We start from the raw sequence: 15,531 nt of genomic DNA on the forward strand, positions 1-15,531 counted from the left end.
GGGCAGATCCGCTGCACGGCCGGGCGCCGGTTTAGTCCACCCGGACGAAGAGCGCCACCGCGCTCGCTCGATACCGTGGCGTCATGCACGAAACGCCGCACATGTCGCGCGGCGCCGGCATGAATCAAGGAGACGAACGATGTTGACCCACTTGGAGCGGCTGGAGGCCGAGAGCATCCACATCATGCGCGAGGTGGTCGCCGAAAGCGAAAACCCGGTGATGCTCTACTCGATCGGCAAGGACAGCTCGGTCATGCTGCATCTCGCGATGAAGGCGTTCTACCCGGCGAAGCCGCCCTTTCCGCTGCTGCACGTCGATACGACGTGGAAGTTCCGCGAGATGATCGCGTTCCGCGACGAAACGGCCAAGCGCCTCGGCCTCGACCTGCGCGTGCACGTGAACCCGGACGGTGTCGCGAACGGCATCAATCCGTTCACGCACGGCTCGGCCGTGCACACCGACGTGTGGAAGACGCAGGGCCTGAAGCAGGCGCTCGATCACTACGGTTTCGACGCCGCGTTCGGCGGCGCGCGCCGCGACGAGGAGAAATCGCGCGCGAAGGAGCGCATCGTGTCGCTGCGCTCCGAACAGCATCGCTGGGACCCGAAGCGTCAGCGTCCGGAACTCTGGTCGCTGTACAACGCACGCAAGCGCAACGGCGAAAGCCTGCGCGTGTTCCCGATTTCGAACTGGACCGAACTCGACATCTGGCAGTACATCAGGCTGCACGACATTCCGATCGTGCCGCTCTACTTCGCGAAGGAGCGGCCGGTGGTCGAGCGCGACGGCGCGCTGATCATGGTCGACGACGAACGCCTGCCATTGCGCGAAGGCGAAGTGCCGCAGATGCGCAACGTGCGTTTTCGCACGCTCGGCTGCTATCCGCTGACCGGTGCGATCGACAGCGACGCGGCATCGCTCGACGACATCCTGCAGGAGATGCGCGACACGCGCACGTCCGAACGCCAGGGGCGGCTGATCGACAGCGATTCGGCCGGTTCGATGGAGAAGAAGAAACAGGAGGGATATTTCTGATGGCACACGTACTCACCGCGCCGGACACGCTCGCGCACGCGGCACCCGATACGCGCCCCAATCGCGCCGACGAGTCGCAGACGACGGACCTGCTGCGCTTCATCACCTGCGGCAGCGTCGACGACGGCAAAAGCACGCTGATCGGCCGCCTGCTCTACGAGTCGAACATGCTGTTCGACGACCAGCTGACCCAGCTCGAGGCCGATTCGAAGAAGGTCGGCACGCAGGGCGGCGATCTCGATTTCGCACTGCTCGTCGACGGCCTGTCGGCCGAACGCGAGCAAGGGATCACGATCGACGTCGCGTACCGTTTCTTCGCGACCGCGCGGCGCAAGTTCATCGTCGCCGACACGCCCGGTCACGAGCAGTACACACGCAACATGATCACCGGCGCATCGACCGCCGATCTCGCGGTGATCCTGATCGATGCGCGCAAGGGCGTGCTCACGCAGACGCGCCGCCACAGCCATCTCGTCGCGCTGATCGGCATCAAGCGCATCGTGCTCGCGATCAACAAGATGGACCTCGTCGACTACGACCGCGCGGTGTTCGAACGGATCGACGCCGACTATCGCGCGTTCGCGGCCGAACTCGGTCTCGACGAGATCGTCAGCATTCCGATGTCCGCGCTGCGCGGCGACAACGTGATCGCGCCGAGCGCGCGGATGACTTGGTATGCGGGCCCGGCGCTGATGCAGCATCTCGACACGCTGCCGCTTGCCGAGCGCGTGACGCGCGACGAGCCGTTCCGGCTGCCCGTGCAATGGGTCAACCGCCCGCACCTGAACTTCCGCGGCTATGCGGGCAGCATCGCGTCGGGCGAAGTGCGCGTCGGCGAACGCGTGCGCGTGCTGCCGTCCGGCAGGGAAAGCCGTGTCGCGTCGTTGATCACGCCGGCCGGCGAGGCCGACGTTGCACGCGCCGGCGAAGCGGTGACACTCACGCTCGCCGACGAAATCGACATCAGCCGCGGCGACATGATCGCGCGTGCCGACGCGCCGCCGGAGGTGGCCGACCAGTTCGAGGCGACGCTCGTGTGGATGCACGACGAACCGCTGCTGCCCGGCCGCCCGTATCTCGTGAAGCTCGGCACGCAGACGGTCGGCGCGACCTGTGCGATACCGAAGTACAAGATCGACGTGAACACGCGCGAGCATCTCGCCGCGCGCACGCTCGCGCTGAACGAGATCGGCGTGTGCAACCTGAGCTTCGACCGGCCCGTCGCGTTCGATCCGTACGACAGTAACCGCCACACCGGCGGCTTCATCGTGATCGACCGCTTCACCAACGACACGATCGGTGCCGGGATGCTTCACTTCGCGCTGCGCCGTGCGCACAACGTGCACTGGCAGGCCGTCGACGTCGATCGCGACGCGCGCGCGATGCAGAAGGCGCAGACGCCGCGTATCGTGTGGCTGACCGGGCTGTCGGGCGCCGGCAAGTCGACGATCGCGAACCTCGTCGAGCGGCGGCTGCATGCGCTCGGCAAGCACACGTACCTGCTCGACGGCGACAACGTGCGGCACGGGCTGAACCGCGATCTCGGCTTCACCGAGGCCGATCGCGTGGAGAACATCCGGCGCGTGGCCGAAGTCGCGCGGCTGATGCTCGATGCGGGGCTCATCACGCTCGTGTCGTTCATCTCGCCGTTCCGCGCGGAACGCGACATGGCGCGCGCGCGGGTCGGCCCCGACGAGTTCGTCGAAGTGTTCGTCGACACGCCGCTCGCGGTCGCCGAGGCCCGCGATCCGAAGGGTCTCTACAGGAAGGCGCGCAACGGCGAGCTGAAGCACTTCACCGGCATCGATTCGCCGTACGAGGCGCCCGCGCAACCGGAGCTGCGCATCGATACGGTCACCGAGTCGCCGGAGGCCGCCGCCGAGCGCATCGTCACGTATCTGCTGCGCGAGCGCGACGCATGAGCCGCGGGCCTGCTGCCGGCACGGCCCGCGCCGTCTACTCTATTCGGATGACGCGGGCCGCTGGCGGGCCGGTATGCTGGGCCGGAAGCATTCATATCCGACCCGGGAGAACACGAGCATGCGGATCGCGCTGGCGCCCGGCGACACGGCCGCGCACGACGGCTTCGACGATGCGGGATGGACGGCCCGCGAGCTCAGCGCGTGGCTCGGGCTCGTCTATCAGGGGCCATCGGAAACGACGCCGTGGGCGGGCTTTCTCGAAGCGATGCGCGCGCGGCTCGATGCGAGCTTCGCGACGCTCGTGCTGCGCAATCCCGGCGGCTCGCGGCGCGGGCTCATCATCAATGCATCGGCCCACGGTCCGCTGCTGCCCGGCGAGCCGTCGTACAGCGAGCAGTTCTACGCGCTGTGCCCGTTTCTCGATCAGCCGCCCGGCCAGGTGTTCACCGCCGACGGCCTGTTCGGCGCCGCGCGCTGGTGCGTGCACGACTTCTACCGGCAATACCTGCAGCCGCTCGACCTGCGCTTCATTCTCGGCGCGAACCTGCGCGGCGAACGCGGCGTCGAGTGCGCGCTGTTCGTGAGCCGCCCGCATCGCGCGCGCGATTTCGACGCGGCCGAACGCGCGCAGGTCGCGACGCTGCTGCCGCATCTGCAGCGCGCGGTCGAACTGCATGCGGCGCTCGACGTGCTCGACGCCGAGCGCGCGCTGTACGCGGGCACCGTCGATCGCCTCGACGTCGGCACCGCGATCCTCGACGAGGACGGCCGCGTGATCAAGTACAACCGCATCGCCGAGCGGCTGATCGAGCAGCAGGACGGCCTGTGCCTGCGCCAGACGCGGCTCCATGCGTCGTGCCCGCTCGACGAGCGCCGGCTGCAGAAGGCGCTGCAAGCCGCGCTCGAGCATTTCCGCGCGGGCGCGCTCGCGCGCATCGAGGCCACCACGCTGTCGCGCCCCGGCGGCGCCACGCCCCTGAACGTGCTGCTGCGCCCGCTCGCGCCCTATCGCGGCGCGGAGGACCGCCGGCACCGGCCGGCCGTCGCGGTGTTCGTCCGCGATCCGGCGTCGTCGCCGCACACGTCGCGCGACATGCTGCATCGGCTCTTTCGGCTCACGCCGATGGAAACCGAGATCGCGCTGCTGCTCGTCGACGGCTTGACGCTCGACGAAGCGGCCGCCGCGACCGGCATCACGAAGAACACCGCTCGCGCGCACTTGCGCGGGATCTTCGCTAAGACCGGTGCGACGCGGCAGGCCGTCCTCGTGAAAATGCTGCTGAACAGCGTCGTGTCGATCGCATAGCGGCGTCCGGCCCGGGACGCGGGCCGACCGCTGGCAACCGTAAATCCTTCGCCAGCCTGGCGTGGCCGGCGCACCGCGCTTGCAGATGAGGCTGCCGATGTCATACGTCATCAGATGTTAAGACGCGCGCGGCCGAACGCCTGATATTCCCCAATATTTGAGCATATTCCGGGTTAACCCGTGACGCCATCGGCCCCTCTCGGGCGTACCATGTCATACGACGACATACTACTTACATCGCCATCTGTACGCCAACACGGGCCGCCGCCCCGTGCGCCATCCGACCGGAGACTCCCGTTGACCACCCCCGCCCTGCCCGGCCGCGACCCGCTCGCGTCCGCCGTTTCCAAAGTGAAGTGGCACGTGCTGCCGCTCGTGCTGATCATGTTCATCGCGAACTACATCGACCGCGTGAACGTCGGCTTCGTCGACCGCCACCTCGAAGCGTCGATCGGTATCGGCGCGGCCGCATACGGGCTCGGCGCGGGCCTGTTCTTCGTCGGCTACGCGCTGTTCGAAGTCCCGTCGAACCTGCTGATGCAGCGCTACGGCGCGCGCATCTGGCTTGCGCGGATCATGGCGACGTGGGGCATCGTCGCCGCCGCGATGGCGTTCGTGTGGAACGACACGTCGTTCTACGTGCTGCGCTTCCTGCTCGGCGCGGCCGAGGCCGGCTTCTTCCCCGGCGTCGTGCTGTACCTGTCGCAATGGCTGCCGCCGCAGGAACGCGGCAAGGCGATGGCGATCTTCCTCGGCGGCTCCGCGTTCGCGTCGGTGCTGTCCGGGCCCGTGACCGGCGCACTGCTGTCGATCCACGGCTTCGGCCTGCAGGGCTGGCAATGGATGTTCCTGGTCGAAGGGCTGTTCTCGGTCGCGCTGTGCGGCGCGAGCTGGTTGCTGCTGAAATCGCACATCCGCGATGCGACGTGGCTCAGCGCGGAAGAGCGCACGGCGCTCCAGAATGCGCTCGATGAAGAACGTGCGACGCGCGACGTGCGCTCGAAGGTGCACGTGTCGGCGGCGACGCTGCTGCGCGACCCGCAGATCGTGCTGTTCTGCTTCCTGTATTTCTCGATCCAGCTGACGATCTACGCGGCGACCTTCTGGCTGCCGACGATCATCCGCAAGATGGGCGGCCTCACCGATTTCCAGGTCGGGCTGTACAACACGATCCCGTGGATGATCGCGATCGGCGCGATGTATGGCTTCGCGGTACTGTCCTCGAAGTGGAAGCATCCGCAGCGCTGGCTGTCGTGCGCGCTCGTGCTGGCCGCATGCGGACTGTTCGCGTCGACGTCGCACGATCCCGTGTGGTCGTTCGCGTCGATCTGCTTCGCCGCGCTCGGCTTCAAGGCCGCATCGTCGCTGTTCTGGCCGATCCCGCAGGGCTACCTCGACACGCGGGTCGCCGCTGCCGTGATCGCGCTGATCAACTCGATCGGCAACCTCGGCGGCTTCGTCGCGCCGACGGCCTTCGGCTATCTGAAGCAACATACGGGTTCGATCACGGGCGGCCTGTATGCGCTCGCGATCGCGTCCCTCGTCGCCGCAGTCGCCGCGCTGTTCGCGCGCACGCACCGGCGCAGCGATCCGCCGCGCGGCCTGCCGGCCGACGAGTCCTTCACGAACACCGCGATGCTCCGCCATGCCGAACACTGACCGCCTGACCGTCGTCGTCTCCAATGCCGTCGACGGCGACCTCGCCACGTTCTCGCTCGCGCCCGACGGCGCGCTCGCGCCGCTCGCCCGCTACCCGGCCGGCGACGCCGCGATGCCGATCGCCGTGCAGCCCGATCGTGCGCGGCTGTACGTCGCGACACGCGGCGAACAGCCGACGATCGTCGCATTCCGCGTCGCGCCCGGTACCGGCACGTTCGCCCGCATCGGCGCGACCGCGATCGACGCAAGCCATGCGTATCTGTCGCTCGACCGCAGCGGCCGCTGGCTGCTCGGCGCATCGTACGGCGGCAGTTCGCTGAGCGTCTACGATGCCGCGCGCGTACGCGACGGCGACGGCGCGCCGCTGCAGGTCGCGGACGGCATCGCGAACGCGCATGCGGCGATCGTGTCGCCCGACAACCGGTTCGCGTACGTCAGTTCGCTCGGTTCGGACCGGATCTTCACGTTTGCGCTGGTCGAGGATGCCGGCGGCCTGCGCGCGGTCGAGCACGGCGAAACGCGCGTGCCGGGCGGCTTCGGGCCGCGTCATCTGCGCTTTGCGGACGACGGCCGGGCGCTCGTCGTGGTCAGCGAATTCCAGGGGACGCTCGCGCGCTTCGCGCGCGATGCCGCGAGCGGCCGCCTGGGCGACGCACGGGTCAGCGCACGTCACTCCGCCGTCGCCGGCCTTGCGCAAGGCCATGCGCGGCCGCCCGCGCCGACGGAGCCTTCCGTCTGGGCCGCCGATCTCCATCTGACGCCCGACGAGCGCTTCGCGTACGTCAGCGAACGCACGTCGAGCCAGTTGCTCTGCTATCGCCGCGCGGCGGACGGTACGTTCGACCCCGCGCACGCGACGCCCACCGAAACGCAGCCGCGCGGCTTCGCGATCGATCCGTCGGGACGCTGGCTCGTCGCGTGCGGCGAGCAGTCGGAATACGTGTCGGTCTACGCGATCGCGCCGGACGACGGCACGCTTGCGTTGCACGCGCGCGTGGCCGGCGGGCGCGGGGCGAACTGGGTGACAATCGTCTGATCGTCGTGGGATCGCGTGATCGCTTGATTGCGCGATCGGTACCGGGCGCGCAACGCAAGCGGCCCGCACGCGCCCTTCCCGCCGTCAGCGCCGCTCGCTCGGCGCGACGCCGGTCCAGCGCCTGAACGCACGCGTGAAGTTCGCGCGATCGGTATAGCCGACCCGCGCCGCGATCTCGTCGATCGACAGGTGCGTGCCCTCGAGCAACCGCAGCGCATCGCGTAGCCGGATCTCGTCGAGCAGCGCCGAATAGGTCGCGCCGAATTCCGCAAGCTTGCGCTTCAACGTGCGTGTCGACACGTGCAGCTCGCGCGCGACGTCGTCCACCGACGGATAACCGGCGTCACCGCAGATCAGCAGGTTGCGCACGCGCTCGACGATGCTTTCCGCATAGCCGAGCCGCGCGAGCTCGGCCTCGCACTGCTGGACGATCATTTGCGCGGTCTGCGCGTTCGCGGTGCCGATCGGCTCGTCGAGCAGCGCGGCGTCGCAGCGGATGCGGTTCGCGCTCGCATTGAAATGACAGCGCGGCAAGCGCGCACGATAGCGCTCGAACCACGGCGGTTCCGGCCATTCGAAATGCAGCTCGGCGCGCGACTGCAGCGTGCGCCCCGGCGCGGGATCGAGCAGCGAGTTGAACAGGATCGCCGTCTCGACCAGGAAGTTCTCCACCGCGAACTCACGCAGCCGGCCGAGCGGAAACGCCTCGAGCACATCGATGTCGACGATCCCGTCGAGCTTCGTGAGCCGCACCGAAAAGAACGGCACGCGCGTCGGCAGGTAGCGGATGCCGAGCGTGATCGCTTCGCCGAGCGTCGCGCAACTCATCAGCCCGAAGCCGATCAGCCCGGATTTCGTGAGGCTGCTGCGCAGGCCGATCTCGATCGCGATCGACGGATCGCCCGTCGCGTCCAGCAGGTTGAACACGATCGCCGCCTGTTGCAGCGGCGTGATCCGTGCGTCGGGCTGCGCGAGCCGGTCGCGCGCGACGCCCGACCCGGCGAGGATGCGGCCCGCGTCGATGCCGCGCTCCTCGGCGAGCATCAGCATGAACAACGCATACGCGGACGATACCGTCGCCTTGTTCAGCTGGCGCGCGGCATCCGGGACGGACAGGGCCATGCGGCGGACTCCGGAGCGGTTTCGGCGGATTGTAGCGTCGCTGGCCCGCAATGACACCACGGCGGCCCTCTAGCCGGACGGCACCGCGCAGGTGGCCGGCGCGCCGTCCAACGGCGCGCCAAACGTGGCCCGAAATGACACCGTCATTGGCACCGGCGGCTCTCGCGTGCGCTGCCGCGCGCACCTATGCTTGTCACATCGGCATTGCGCCCCACTGCTCCACTCTTTCCGCACGGATTCCGGTCGATGAACCCACCCGCACGAACCGTCTTTCGCCACGACGCCGACAAGGTCGCGTATGTCCGCCGCGAGGTCAATGCCGCGAGCGACGCGATCCGCGCGCGCTTTCCGCTGCTCGACAACCAGAACCTCGTCGGCGCGACCGTGATGGCCGTATCGGTCGGCGCGATGCTCGCGATCGCGTGGCTGTATGCGCGCGGCGCGATCGCTTGGTACGTCGCGCTGCCGCTTGCCGCGTTCGTCACGTCGCTGATCCACGAACTCGAGCACGACCTGATTCACCTGATGTACTTCAAGAAGACGCCGTGGGCCTATCACCTGATGATGGCGCTGTGCTGGCTCACGCGGCCGGGCACGATCAACCCGTGGACGCGGCGGCGCATGCACCTGCATCACCACAAGGTGTCGGGCGGCGAATCGGATCTCGAGGAATTCGGCATCACCAACGGCGAACGCTGGGGCGTGAAGCGGCTGCTGATGATCGCGGACGGGATGCTCGCCGTCGTGCTGCGGCCCGACGCGATGCGCCGCAAGGTCAGGCGGTATGTGGCCGCGCAGCCGGTGCAGGATGCGGCAGAACGGGCACGGTTGCGCATCGAGCAGGTGTCGTCCTACATGCCGATCGGACACGTGTATTACGCGCTGTGGCACGCGTTCATCGTCTACCACGCCGGACTGTTCGCGCTGCATGCAGTCGGCCATGCGGTGACCGTGCCGGCAAGCGTCGACCGCGCGATGAGCGTCGTCGATTTTCTCGCGGTCGTGTGGCTCGGGCCGAACTTCGTGCGCAGCTTCTGCATCAACTTCGTCAGCTCGAACATGCATTACTTCGGCGACATCGATTCGCGCAACGTGATCCAGCAGACGCAGGTGCTCAACCCGTGGTGGATGCTGCCGTTCCAGCTGTTCTGCTTCAACTTCGGCAGCACGCACGCGATTCATCACTTCGTGGTGCGCGACCCGTTCTACATCCGGCAACTGACCGCGCGCACCGCGCATGCGGCACTGCGCGAAGTCGGTGTGCGGTTCAACGATGTCGGCACGTTCAGGCGCGCGAATCGCTGGGGCGCGTATCGGCCGGTTCGCGCGGTTCGCGCGGTTCGCGCCACGCGCGGCGGACATCGGGTCGACGCATAACGGCAGGTGCGTGCGGCGGCGTGCCGGCGCGCCGTTCCCGCCACGCCTTCATATGTGGGTGTCAGTCGCCGATCGGCAGCATCGGTCCGTGACCGCGAATCCATGCGCGGTTCGCGAGTTCGGCCATTTCCTTGTCGCCGCGGCTGTCGCCGTACGCGAACAGTCGGCTCGGCGGCCGGCTTCCCCACCAGCCGCGCAGACGCACCACCTTCTGCGGCCCCCAGCAGTTCTCGCCGTTCAGCCGCCCGGTGAACGTGCCGCGCTCGAACGCAAGATGCGTCGCAAGGACCGTGTCGATGCCGACCGTCTTCGCCCACTTCTCGAGATACAGCGACGGCGACGCGCTGACCAGCACGACTTCGTGCCCGCGCGCCTGATGCTCGCGCACGCGTTCCAGCATGTCCGGACGCACGAGGTTCGGCAGATAGTCGTCGACGAAGCGGCGCGCCAGTGCGTCGAGCGCGTCCTCGCGAACCGGCCCGAACGCGAACCACGCGAACTTCGCCTTCGCTTCGCCGCGCGACAGCAGGCCCGCCTTCATCGCGACGAGCCAGGGCAGCGCGCGCAGGCCGGCCCACGCGAAACGCGGTGTGCCGACTGCGTAGCGGACGAAATGACGGAAACTGTCGGCGGTCGTGATGGTGCCGTCGAAATCGAATGCGGCGACGATGCGGTCGGTCATGGAGAAGCCGGGAAGCCTTGAGATGCCGGGAAGATAGCAGACTCGCCGGTCATCGCGACCCCGTCGATCGCAACGCGCGTCGCCGCGAGCCTCGGCTCACTGCCGCCGACACACGGCCGGCGCGGCGTCATTTCCCCGTCCCGCAACCCGCCCCACCCGCGCGCCGAAACGTCACCCCACTGCTGCCCGTCCCGAATCGCGTACCTTCCCGAGTCATTTCCCAAATAGAGACACGTCTCATTATCAAATGACAATGATTCTCGTTTGCGTTAAACTCCGCGCCCATATCGAATATGGCGTCCGCGACAGCACGGACCCGCCCCTCCGCCCGGATTCCGACTTGCCGCCCTGGGACGGACTACCCGACCACATCCGTTTTGCGTCCCATGTCGACATCAACATTCCCTGTCCGGCGTCTTACGCCGATCGCGTTCGGTATCGCGCTGGCCTGCGCGCTTCCGGGCGCCGCACTCGCACAGACCGCGGACTCCGCCGTCCTGCCGTCGATCAACGTGACCGGCACGGCCGAACCGCTGCCCGGTGATCTCGCGCCCACATATGCGGGCGGCCAGGTCGCGCGCGGCGCGGATTTCGGCGTGCTCGGCCGGCAAAACGCCAGCGACGTGCCGTTCAGCATGACGACCTACACGTCGAAACTGATCGAGGACCAGCAGGCGCGCACGCTCGCCGACGTGCTCGACAACGACCCCGCCGTGCGCAGCGCGTCCGGATACGGCAACTACTCGCAGGTGTTCGTGATCCGCGGCTTCGAGCTGACCGGCGACGACGTGTCGCTGAACGGCCTGTACGGCATCACGCCGCGGCAGCTCGTCGAGACCGACGCGATCGAACGCGTCGACGTGTTCAAGGGGGCGAACGCATTCCTGAACGGCGCGGCGCCGAACGGTTCCGCGATCGGCGGCGGCGTGAACCTGCAGCTGAAGCGCGCGGACGACAAGCCGCTCACGCGCGTGACCGTCGACGGTGCGGTGTCCGGCTCCCTCGGCACGCACGTCGACGTCGGGCGCCGCTTCGGCAGCGAAGGCCAGTTCGGCGTACGCGTGAACCAGTCCATCGGCGGCGGCGATTCGGCCGTCGACGACGAGCGCCGCCGCAACAACGTGACGGCCGTGTCGCTCGACTGGCGCGGCGACAAGCTGCGCGTCTACGGCGACTTCCTGTATCAGCGGCAGCGGATCGACGCCGGCCGTCCCGTCGTGCTCGTCAGCGGCAGCCAGTTGCCGGCCGTGCCTTCGGCCACGCACAACTACGCGCAGCCGTGGAGCTTCAGCGAACTCGAGGACACCGTCGGGATCGTGCGCGCCGAATACGACTTCCTGCCCGCGTGGACCGCCTATGTCGCCGCCGGCGCACGCCATACGAACGAGCACGGCGACTACTACACGCCGACCTACTCGTCGTCCGGCACGACTGGCTCGCGGCTGAGCGTGCCGCACAAGGAAGACGCGCAGTCGACCGAAGCCGGCGTGCGCGGCCGCTTCACGACCGGCCCGGTGTCGCATTTCGTGACGTTCGGCGCATCGTTCATCCGCATCGACAGCCAGTCCGCGTACACGATGTCGAGCGCGTTCCCGACGACGCTCTACGACCCGTCGCCTGTCGCGTTTCCGCCTACGGCCTACGCGGGCGGTGACATGAGCGATCCGGGTACGACGATGAAGACGTGGCTGCGCAGCGTCGCCGTGTCCGACACGCTCGGCTTTCTGAACGATCGCGTGCTGTTCACGATCGGTGCGCGCCGCCAATCGATCTCGGTCGACAATTTCGACTACACGGGCGCGGTATCGTCGACGTACAGCGACGCGATCACGACGCCCGTGTTCGGCCTCGTGGTGAAGCCGTGGCAGAACGTGTCGATCTTCGCGAACCGCAGCGAGGCGCTCGCCCAGGGCGAAACCGCGCCGAGCACCGCGCGCAACGCGGGGCAGTCGCTGTCGCCGTACCGGTCGAAGCAGGTCGAGGCCGGCATTCGCTACGACACGAACAAAGGTGGCGCGTCGCTCGCGGTGTTCCAGATCGAGAAACCGATGGCATACACCGATCCGTCGTCGAACGTGTTCGGCGCAGACGGCACGCAGCGCCATCGCGGCCTCGAGACGGCCGTGTACGGCGAACCGTGGAAGGGTGTGCGTTTGATCGCCGGTGCGACGTACCTGAACGCGACGCTGCAGAACACGGCCGGCGGCACGAACGACGGCAACCGGCCGATCGGCGTGCCGTCGTTCCTGCTCAACGCGGGCGCCGAATACGACGTGCCGGCGCTGCATGGCCTCACGTTGACCGCTCGGTGGATCCATACCGGGCCGCAATATCTCGACGTCGCGAACACGATGTCGATTCCGGCCTGGGATCGCTTCGATGTCGGCGCGCGTTACGCGACCGAGCTGTTCGGCAGGAAGACGACGTTCCGCGCGACTGTGCGCAACGTCGCGAACAAGTCGTACTGGTCGTCGACGATCGGCGGGTACCTGACGCAGGGCGCTCCGCGCTCGGTGTGGCTGTCGATGACGACCGACTTCTGACGCGGCGGAAAGCCCGCCGCTCCGAGCGCGGTGGCGGGATTTCGGCCGGTTCCCGGGCCATTGTCGAAGGGAGTGGCGGCCCGCCGCCAGAGTTTGCTATACTCTCGGTCTTCCGGAGAGATGGATGAGTGGTTTAAGTCGCACGCCTGGAAAGCGTGTATAGGTTAATCGCCTATCGGGGGTTCGAATCCCCCTCTCTCCGCCAGAATCCGAATGCCCGCGCCAGCGGGCATTTTCATTTGCGGGCCGCCGCACGCTCCGTCCCCGAACCAGGTGCCCCGTGCATTCCGGCCGTGTCGGCATCACGGATGCCGAATGTAATCCACCAACGCCCGCGTATACTCATCCGGCTGCCGATCGACCAGACTGACGACGATCGCCACCGCAAACCCTGCCGGCACCCCGAACACGCCTGAACTGATCGGCTCGATCCCGAACCACGTCTTCCCGGCAAACCCGGTGAGCTGCGTGAAATACGGATACGTCGACACGATGTAATACACACAAACGGCGAGCCCCGTCACCATCCCGGCGATCGCACCGCGCGTCGTCGTGCGTTTCCAGAACACGCCGAGCACGAGCACCGGAAAGAAGCTCGAAGCCGCAAGCGAGAACGCCGCGCCAACGAGAAACAAGATCTTCCCGGTATTGAGCGACGCGACATACGACGCGAACAGCGCGACACCAAGCAGCAGCACCTTGGAGATCGTCACGCGCCGCTGGCTCGACGCATCGGGCGCGACCATGCAGTAATAGACATCGTGCGACAGCGCATTCGCGATCGTCAGCAACAACCCGTCCGCAGTCGACAGCGCAGCCGCCAGCGCCCCCGCCGCGATCAACCCCGACACGACATACGGCAAGCCCGCGATTTCCGGCGCGGCCAGCACGACCATGTCCGGCTGCATCTGGATTTCCGACCAGTGGACGATGCCGTCGCGAATCACCTCGACGACGCTGATCAGGTCGGGCTCGAAGTGATGCCACTGTGTGACCCACGCGGGCAGCTCGGCGATCGGCCGCCCGACGAGGTTCGCGAGTATCTCGTACTTGATCATCACCGCCAGCACCGGCACGCTCAGATAGAACAGCGCGATGAAGAACAGCGTCCAGCCGACCGAGCGCCGCGCGGATGCAACCGACGTCGTCGTGTTGTAACGCGTGAGAATGTGCGGCAGGCTCGCGGTGCCGAGCGACAGGCACAGCAGCAGCGCGAGAAAATTCCGCTCGCGCGGTTTGCGCTCGTCGTCGTTCGCGGCAGGAAACGGTTCGTGCATCGGCACCGGCGGCTCGGCCCGCGCGAGCAGATCGTCGCGCGCCTGGATCCAGGCCACCCGCGCGGCCGTCGGATCGCGCGGGAAGTCGGCCAGCTCGCGCTCGCGCTGGTTGATCTCGCGCAGCGGTCCGTTGTGGCGCCGCAGGTCCGCGAGCTGTTCGACGAGTTGCCGGCGTGCGTCCGCATACGATCCGGGCAGGCGATCGAGCTGCGTCTGGATGATCGCGGCCTGCCGGCGATACGCATCGCGCACCTGCTGCTCCTCGGCTGCGTCGCGCACCTGCGCCTCGCGCGCCGCCACGCGTTCCATCAGCTTGCCGTAATTGAACTGCGGCACCGGCCCGAGCCCGTTCTTCATCGCGATCAGCGACACGGGTATCAGGATCGCGCTGATCAGGATGATGTATTGCGCGACCTGCGTCCACGTGACCGCGCGCATCCCGCCAAGAAACGAGCACACGAGAATGCCCGCGAGCCCGCAGAAGATGCCGATCGCAAAATCGACGCCGATGAAGCGCGTCGCGATCAGGCCGATCCCCTGGATCTGCGCGACCAGATACACGAACGAACACAGGATCGCCGCACCGGCCGCGAGCGCGCGCACGGCGGTGCTCGAAAAGCGCGTGCCGAGGAAATCGGGAATCGTGTAGCGCGCGAGCTTGCGCACGTAGGGCGCAAGCAGGAACGCGACGAGGCAGAAGCCGCCCGTCCACCCCATCACGTACGCGAGCGCATCGTAGCCGGTCGCGTAAAGCGAGCCGGCGAGACCGATGAACGATGCGGCCGACAGCCAGTCGGCCGCCGTCGCCATCCCGTTGAACGCGGACGGCACGCGTCGCCCGGCCACGTAGTATTCGACGAGATCGGACGTGCGCGACAGCAGCCCGATCACCGCATACACGGCGATCGGCACGAACAGGAACACATAGCCGATCCACACGCCGGAACAGGTCGCGCGCTCGATCCGCCACAGCAGCAGCACGAAGCCGAGAAAGCCAAGCGTATAGAGCGCGTACGCGCGAATCAGTCGATGCGTCAGCATGGATCAGCGCGCACGGTGCGCGTCGGCCGCCTGCGCGGCATGGTCGTCGTACGCGCGCCGCAGCGTGCGGTCCGCGCGCTGCATCAGCCCGATGTACACGACGATCAGCACGAGGTACACGAGAATCGCGCCCTGCGCGCCGACATAGAACGGCAGGCTGAAACCGGCGAAACGGATGCGCGCGAGCGCGGGTGCGAAGAACGGCACGACGAACGACACGGAGAAGCCGATCGCCATCAGCACCACGATCAGCACGACATTGAAGCGCCAATAGCGCGCGTGAGCACGCGCGAGCGGTTCGGGTACGGGCGGCGGCGCGACAGGCGCCGGACGGGACGGAACGGTCATGCCGTTATTTAGCAAAAAGCCCCTGCGCGGGCAATCGGGATTGCCGCGCAGGGGCTCGTGCGCGCCGCGCGCGCAACCGGTACGCTCAGCGCACTTCGGCGAGCTGCTCGAGAATCGCCGGATTCTCGAGCGTGGACGTGTCCTGCGTGATCGCCTCGCCCTTCGCGAGCGAGCGCAGCAGA

Annotated in this window: 11 protein-coding genes and 1 tRNA gene; 8 read left to right on the plus strand and 4 right to left on the minus strand. The window is 67.6% G+C overall.

Features of this window, described 5'->3' with window-relative positions:
• Nucleotides 1–70 precede the first annotated feature (70 nt).
• From cysD to Q3A80_RS30550, 5 genes are all read left to right on the plus strand, one after another.
• Nucleotides 71–1,036, plus strand: a complete 966-nt coding sequence (cysD, locus tag Q3A80_RS30530; RefSeq protein WP_446332514.1) for a sulfate adenylyltransferase subunit CysD — start codon at nucleotides 71–73, stop codon at nucleotides 1,034–1,036.
• Complete coding sequence (gene cysN, locus Q3A80_RS30535; protein WP_446332504.1) at nucleotides 1,036–2,958, plus strand: sulfate adenylyltransferase subunit CysN; 1,923 nt, start codon at nucleotides 1,036–1,038, stop codon at nucleotides 2,956–2,958. Before cysD ends, cysN begins: the two co-directional genes overlap by 1 nt.
• Nucleotides 2,959–3,076: 118 nt before the next feature.
• Nucleotides 3,077–4,264, plus strand: a complete 1,188-nt coding sequence (locus Q3A80_RS30540; RefSeq protein ID WP_446332505.1) for a helix-turn-helix transcriptional regulator — start codon at nucleotides 3,077–3,079, stop codon at nucleotides 4,262–4,264.
• Nucleotides 4,265–4,561: 297 nt separating this feature from the next.
• The gene (locus Q3A80_RS30545; RefSeq protein WP_446332506.1) at nucleotides 4,562–5,923 is read left to right on the plus strand and encodes an MFS transporter; all 1,362 of its coding nucleotides are present in this window, start codon (nucleotides 4,562–4,564) and stop codon (nucleotides 5,921–5,923) included.
• Complete coding sequence (locus Q3A80_RS30550; protein ID WP_446332507.1) at nucleotides 5,910–6,959, plus strand: lactonase family protein; 1,050 nt, start codon at nucleotides 5,910–5,912, stop codon at nucleotides 6,957–6,959. The genes Q3A80_RS30545 and Q3A80_RS30550 overlap by 14 nt, the downstream gene beginning before the upstream one ends.
• Nucleotides 6,960–7,043: 84 nt before the next feature.
• On the opposite strand, the gene Q3A80_RS30555 is transcribed toward Q3A80_RS30550, so the two are convergent.
• A complete protein-coding gene (locus Q3A80_RS30555) occupies nucleotides 7,044–8,081 on the minus strand; it encodes an AraC family transcriptional regulator (protein ID WP_446332508.1) in 1,038 nt (345 codons plus the stop codon).
• 246 nt (nucleotides 8,082–8,327) lie between these two features.
• Here Q3A80_RS30555 and Q3A80_RS30560 point away from each other — a divergent pair, with 246 nt between their 5' ends.
• Complete coding sequence (locus Q3A80_RS30560; protein ID WP_446332509.1) at nucleotides 8,328–9,458, plus strand: fatty acid desaturase; 1,131 nt, start codon at nucleotides 8,328–8,330, stop codon at nucleotides 9,456–9,458.
• Between the two features lie 61 nt (nucleotides 9,459–9,519).
• Here Q3A80_RS30560 and Q3A80_RS30565 read toward each other — a convergent pair whose 3' ends face one another.
• Nucleotides 9,520–10,140 (minus strand): HAD family hydrolase, encoded by a 621-nt coding sequence (locus Q3A80_RS30565; protein ID WP_446332510.1) that lies wholly within the window; start codon nucleotides 10,138–10,140, stop codon nucleotides 9,520–9,522.
• Nucleotides 10,141–10,526: 386 nt separating this feature from the next.
• Between Q3A80_RS30565 and Q3A80_RS30570 the strand changes: the two genes are divergently transcribed.
• On the plus strand, nucleotides 10,527–12,683 hold the full coding sequence (locus Q3A80_RS30570) for a TonB-dependent receptor (protein ID WP_446332511.1): 2,157 nt from the start codon (nucleotides 10,527–10,529) through the stop codon (nucleotides 12,681–12,683).
• A 114-nt stretch (nucleotides 12,684–12,797) separates the two neighbouring features.
• Nucleotides 12,798–12,888, plus strand: a tRNA-Ser gene (locus Q3A80_RS30575).
• Nucleotides 12,889–12,985: 97 nt separating this feature from the next.
• Here the strand turns inward: Q3A80_RS30575 and Q3A80_RS30580 are convergent.
• Nucleotides 12,986–15,001 carry a sodium:solute symporter family protein gene (locus Q3A80_RS30580; RefSeq protein WP_446332512.1) on the minus strand — a complete coding sequence of 672 codons (2,016 nt, stop codon included), beginning with the start codon at nucleotides 14,999–15,001 and terminating at the stop codon, nucleotides 12,986–12,988.
• 3 nt (nucleotides 15,002–15,004) lie between these two features.
• On the minus strand, nucleotides 15,005–15,349 hold the full coding sequence (locus tag Q3A80_RS30585; protein WP_446332513.1) for a DUF4212 domain-containing protein: 345 nt from the start codon (nucleotides 15,347–15,349) through the stop codon (nucleotides 15,005–15,007).
• Nucleotides 15,350–15,531: the final 182 nt, after the last annotated feature.

The sequence above is a fragment of the Burkholderia sp. SR8 genome (genome assembly GCF_052851275.1).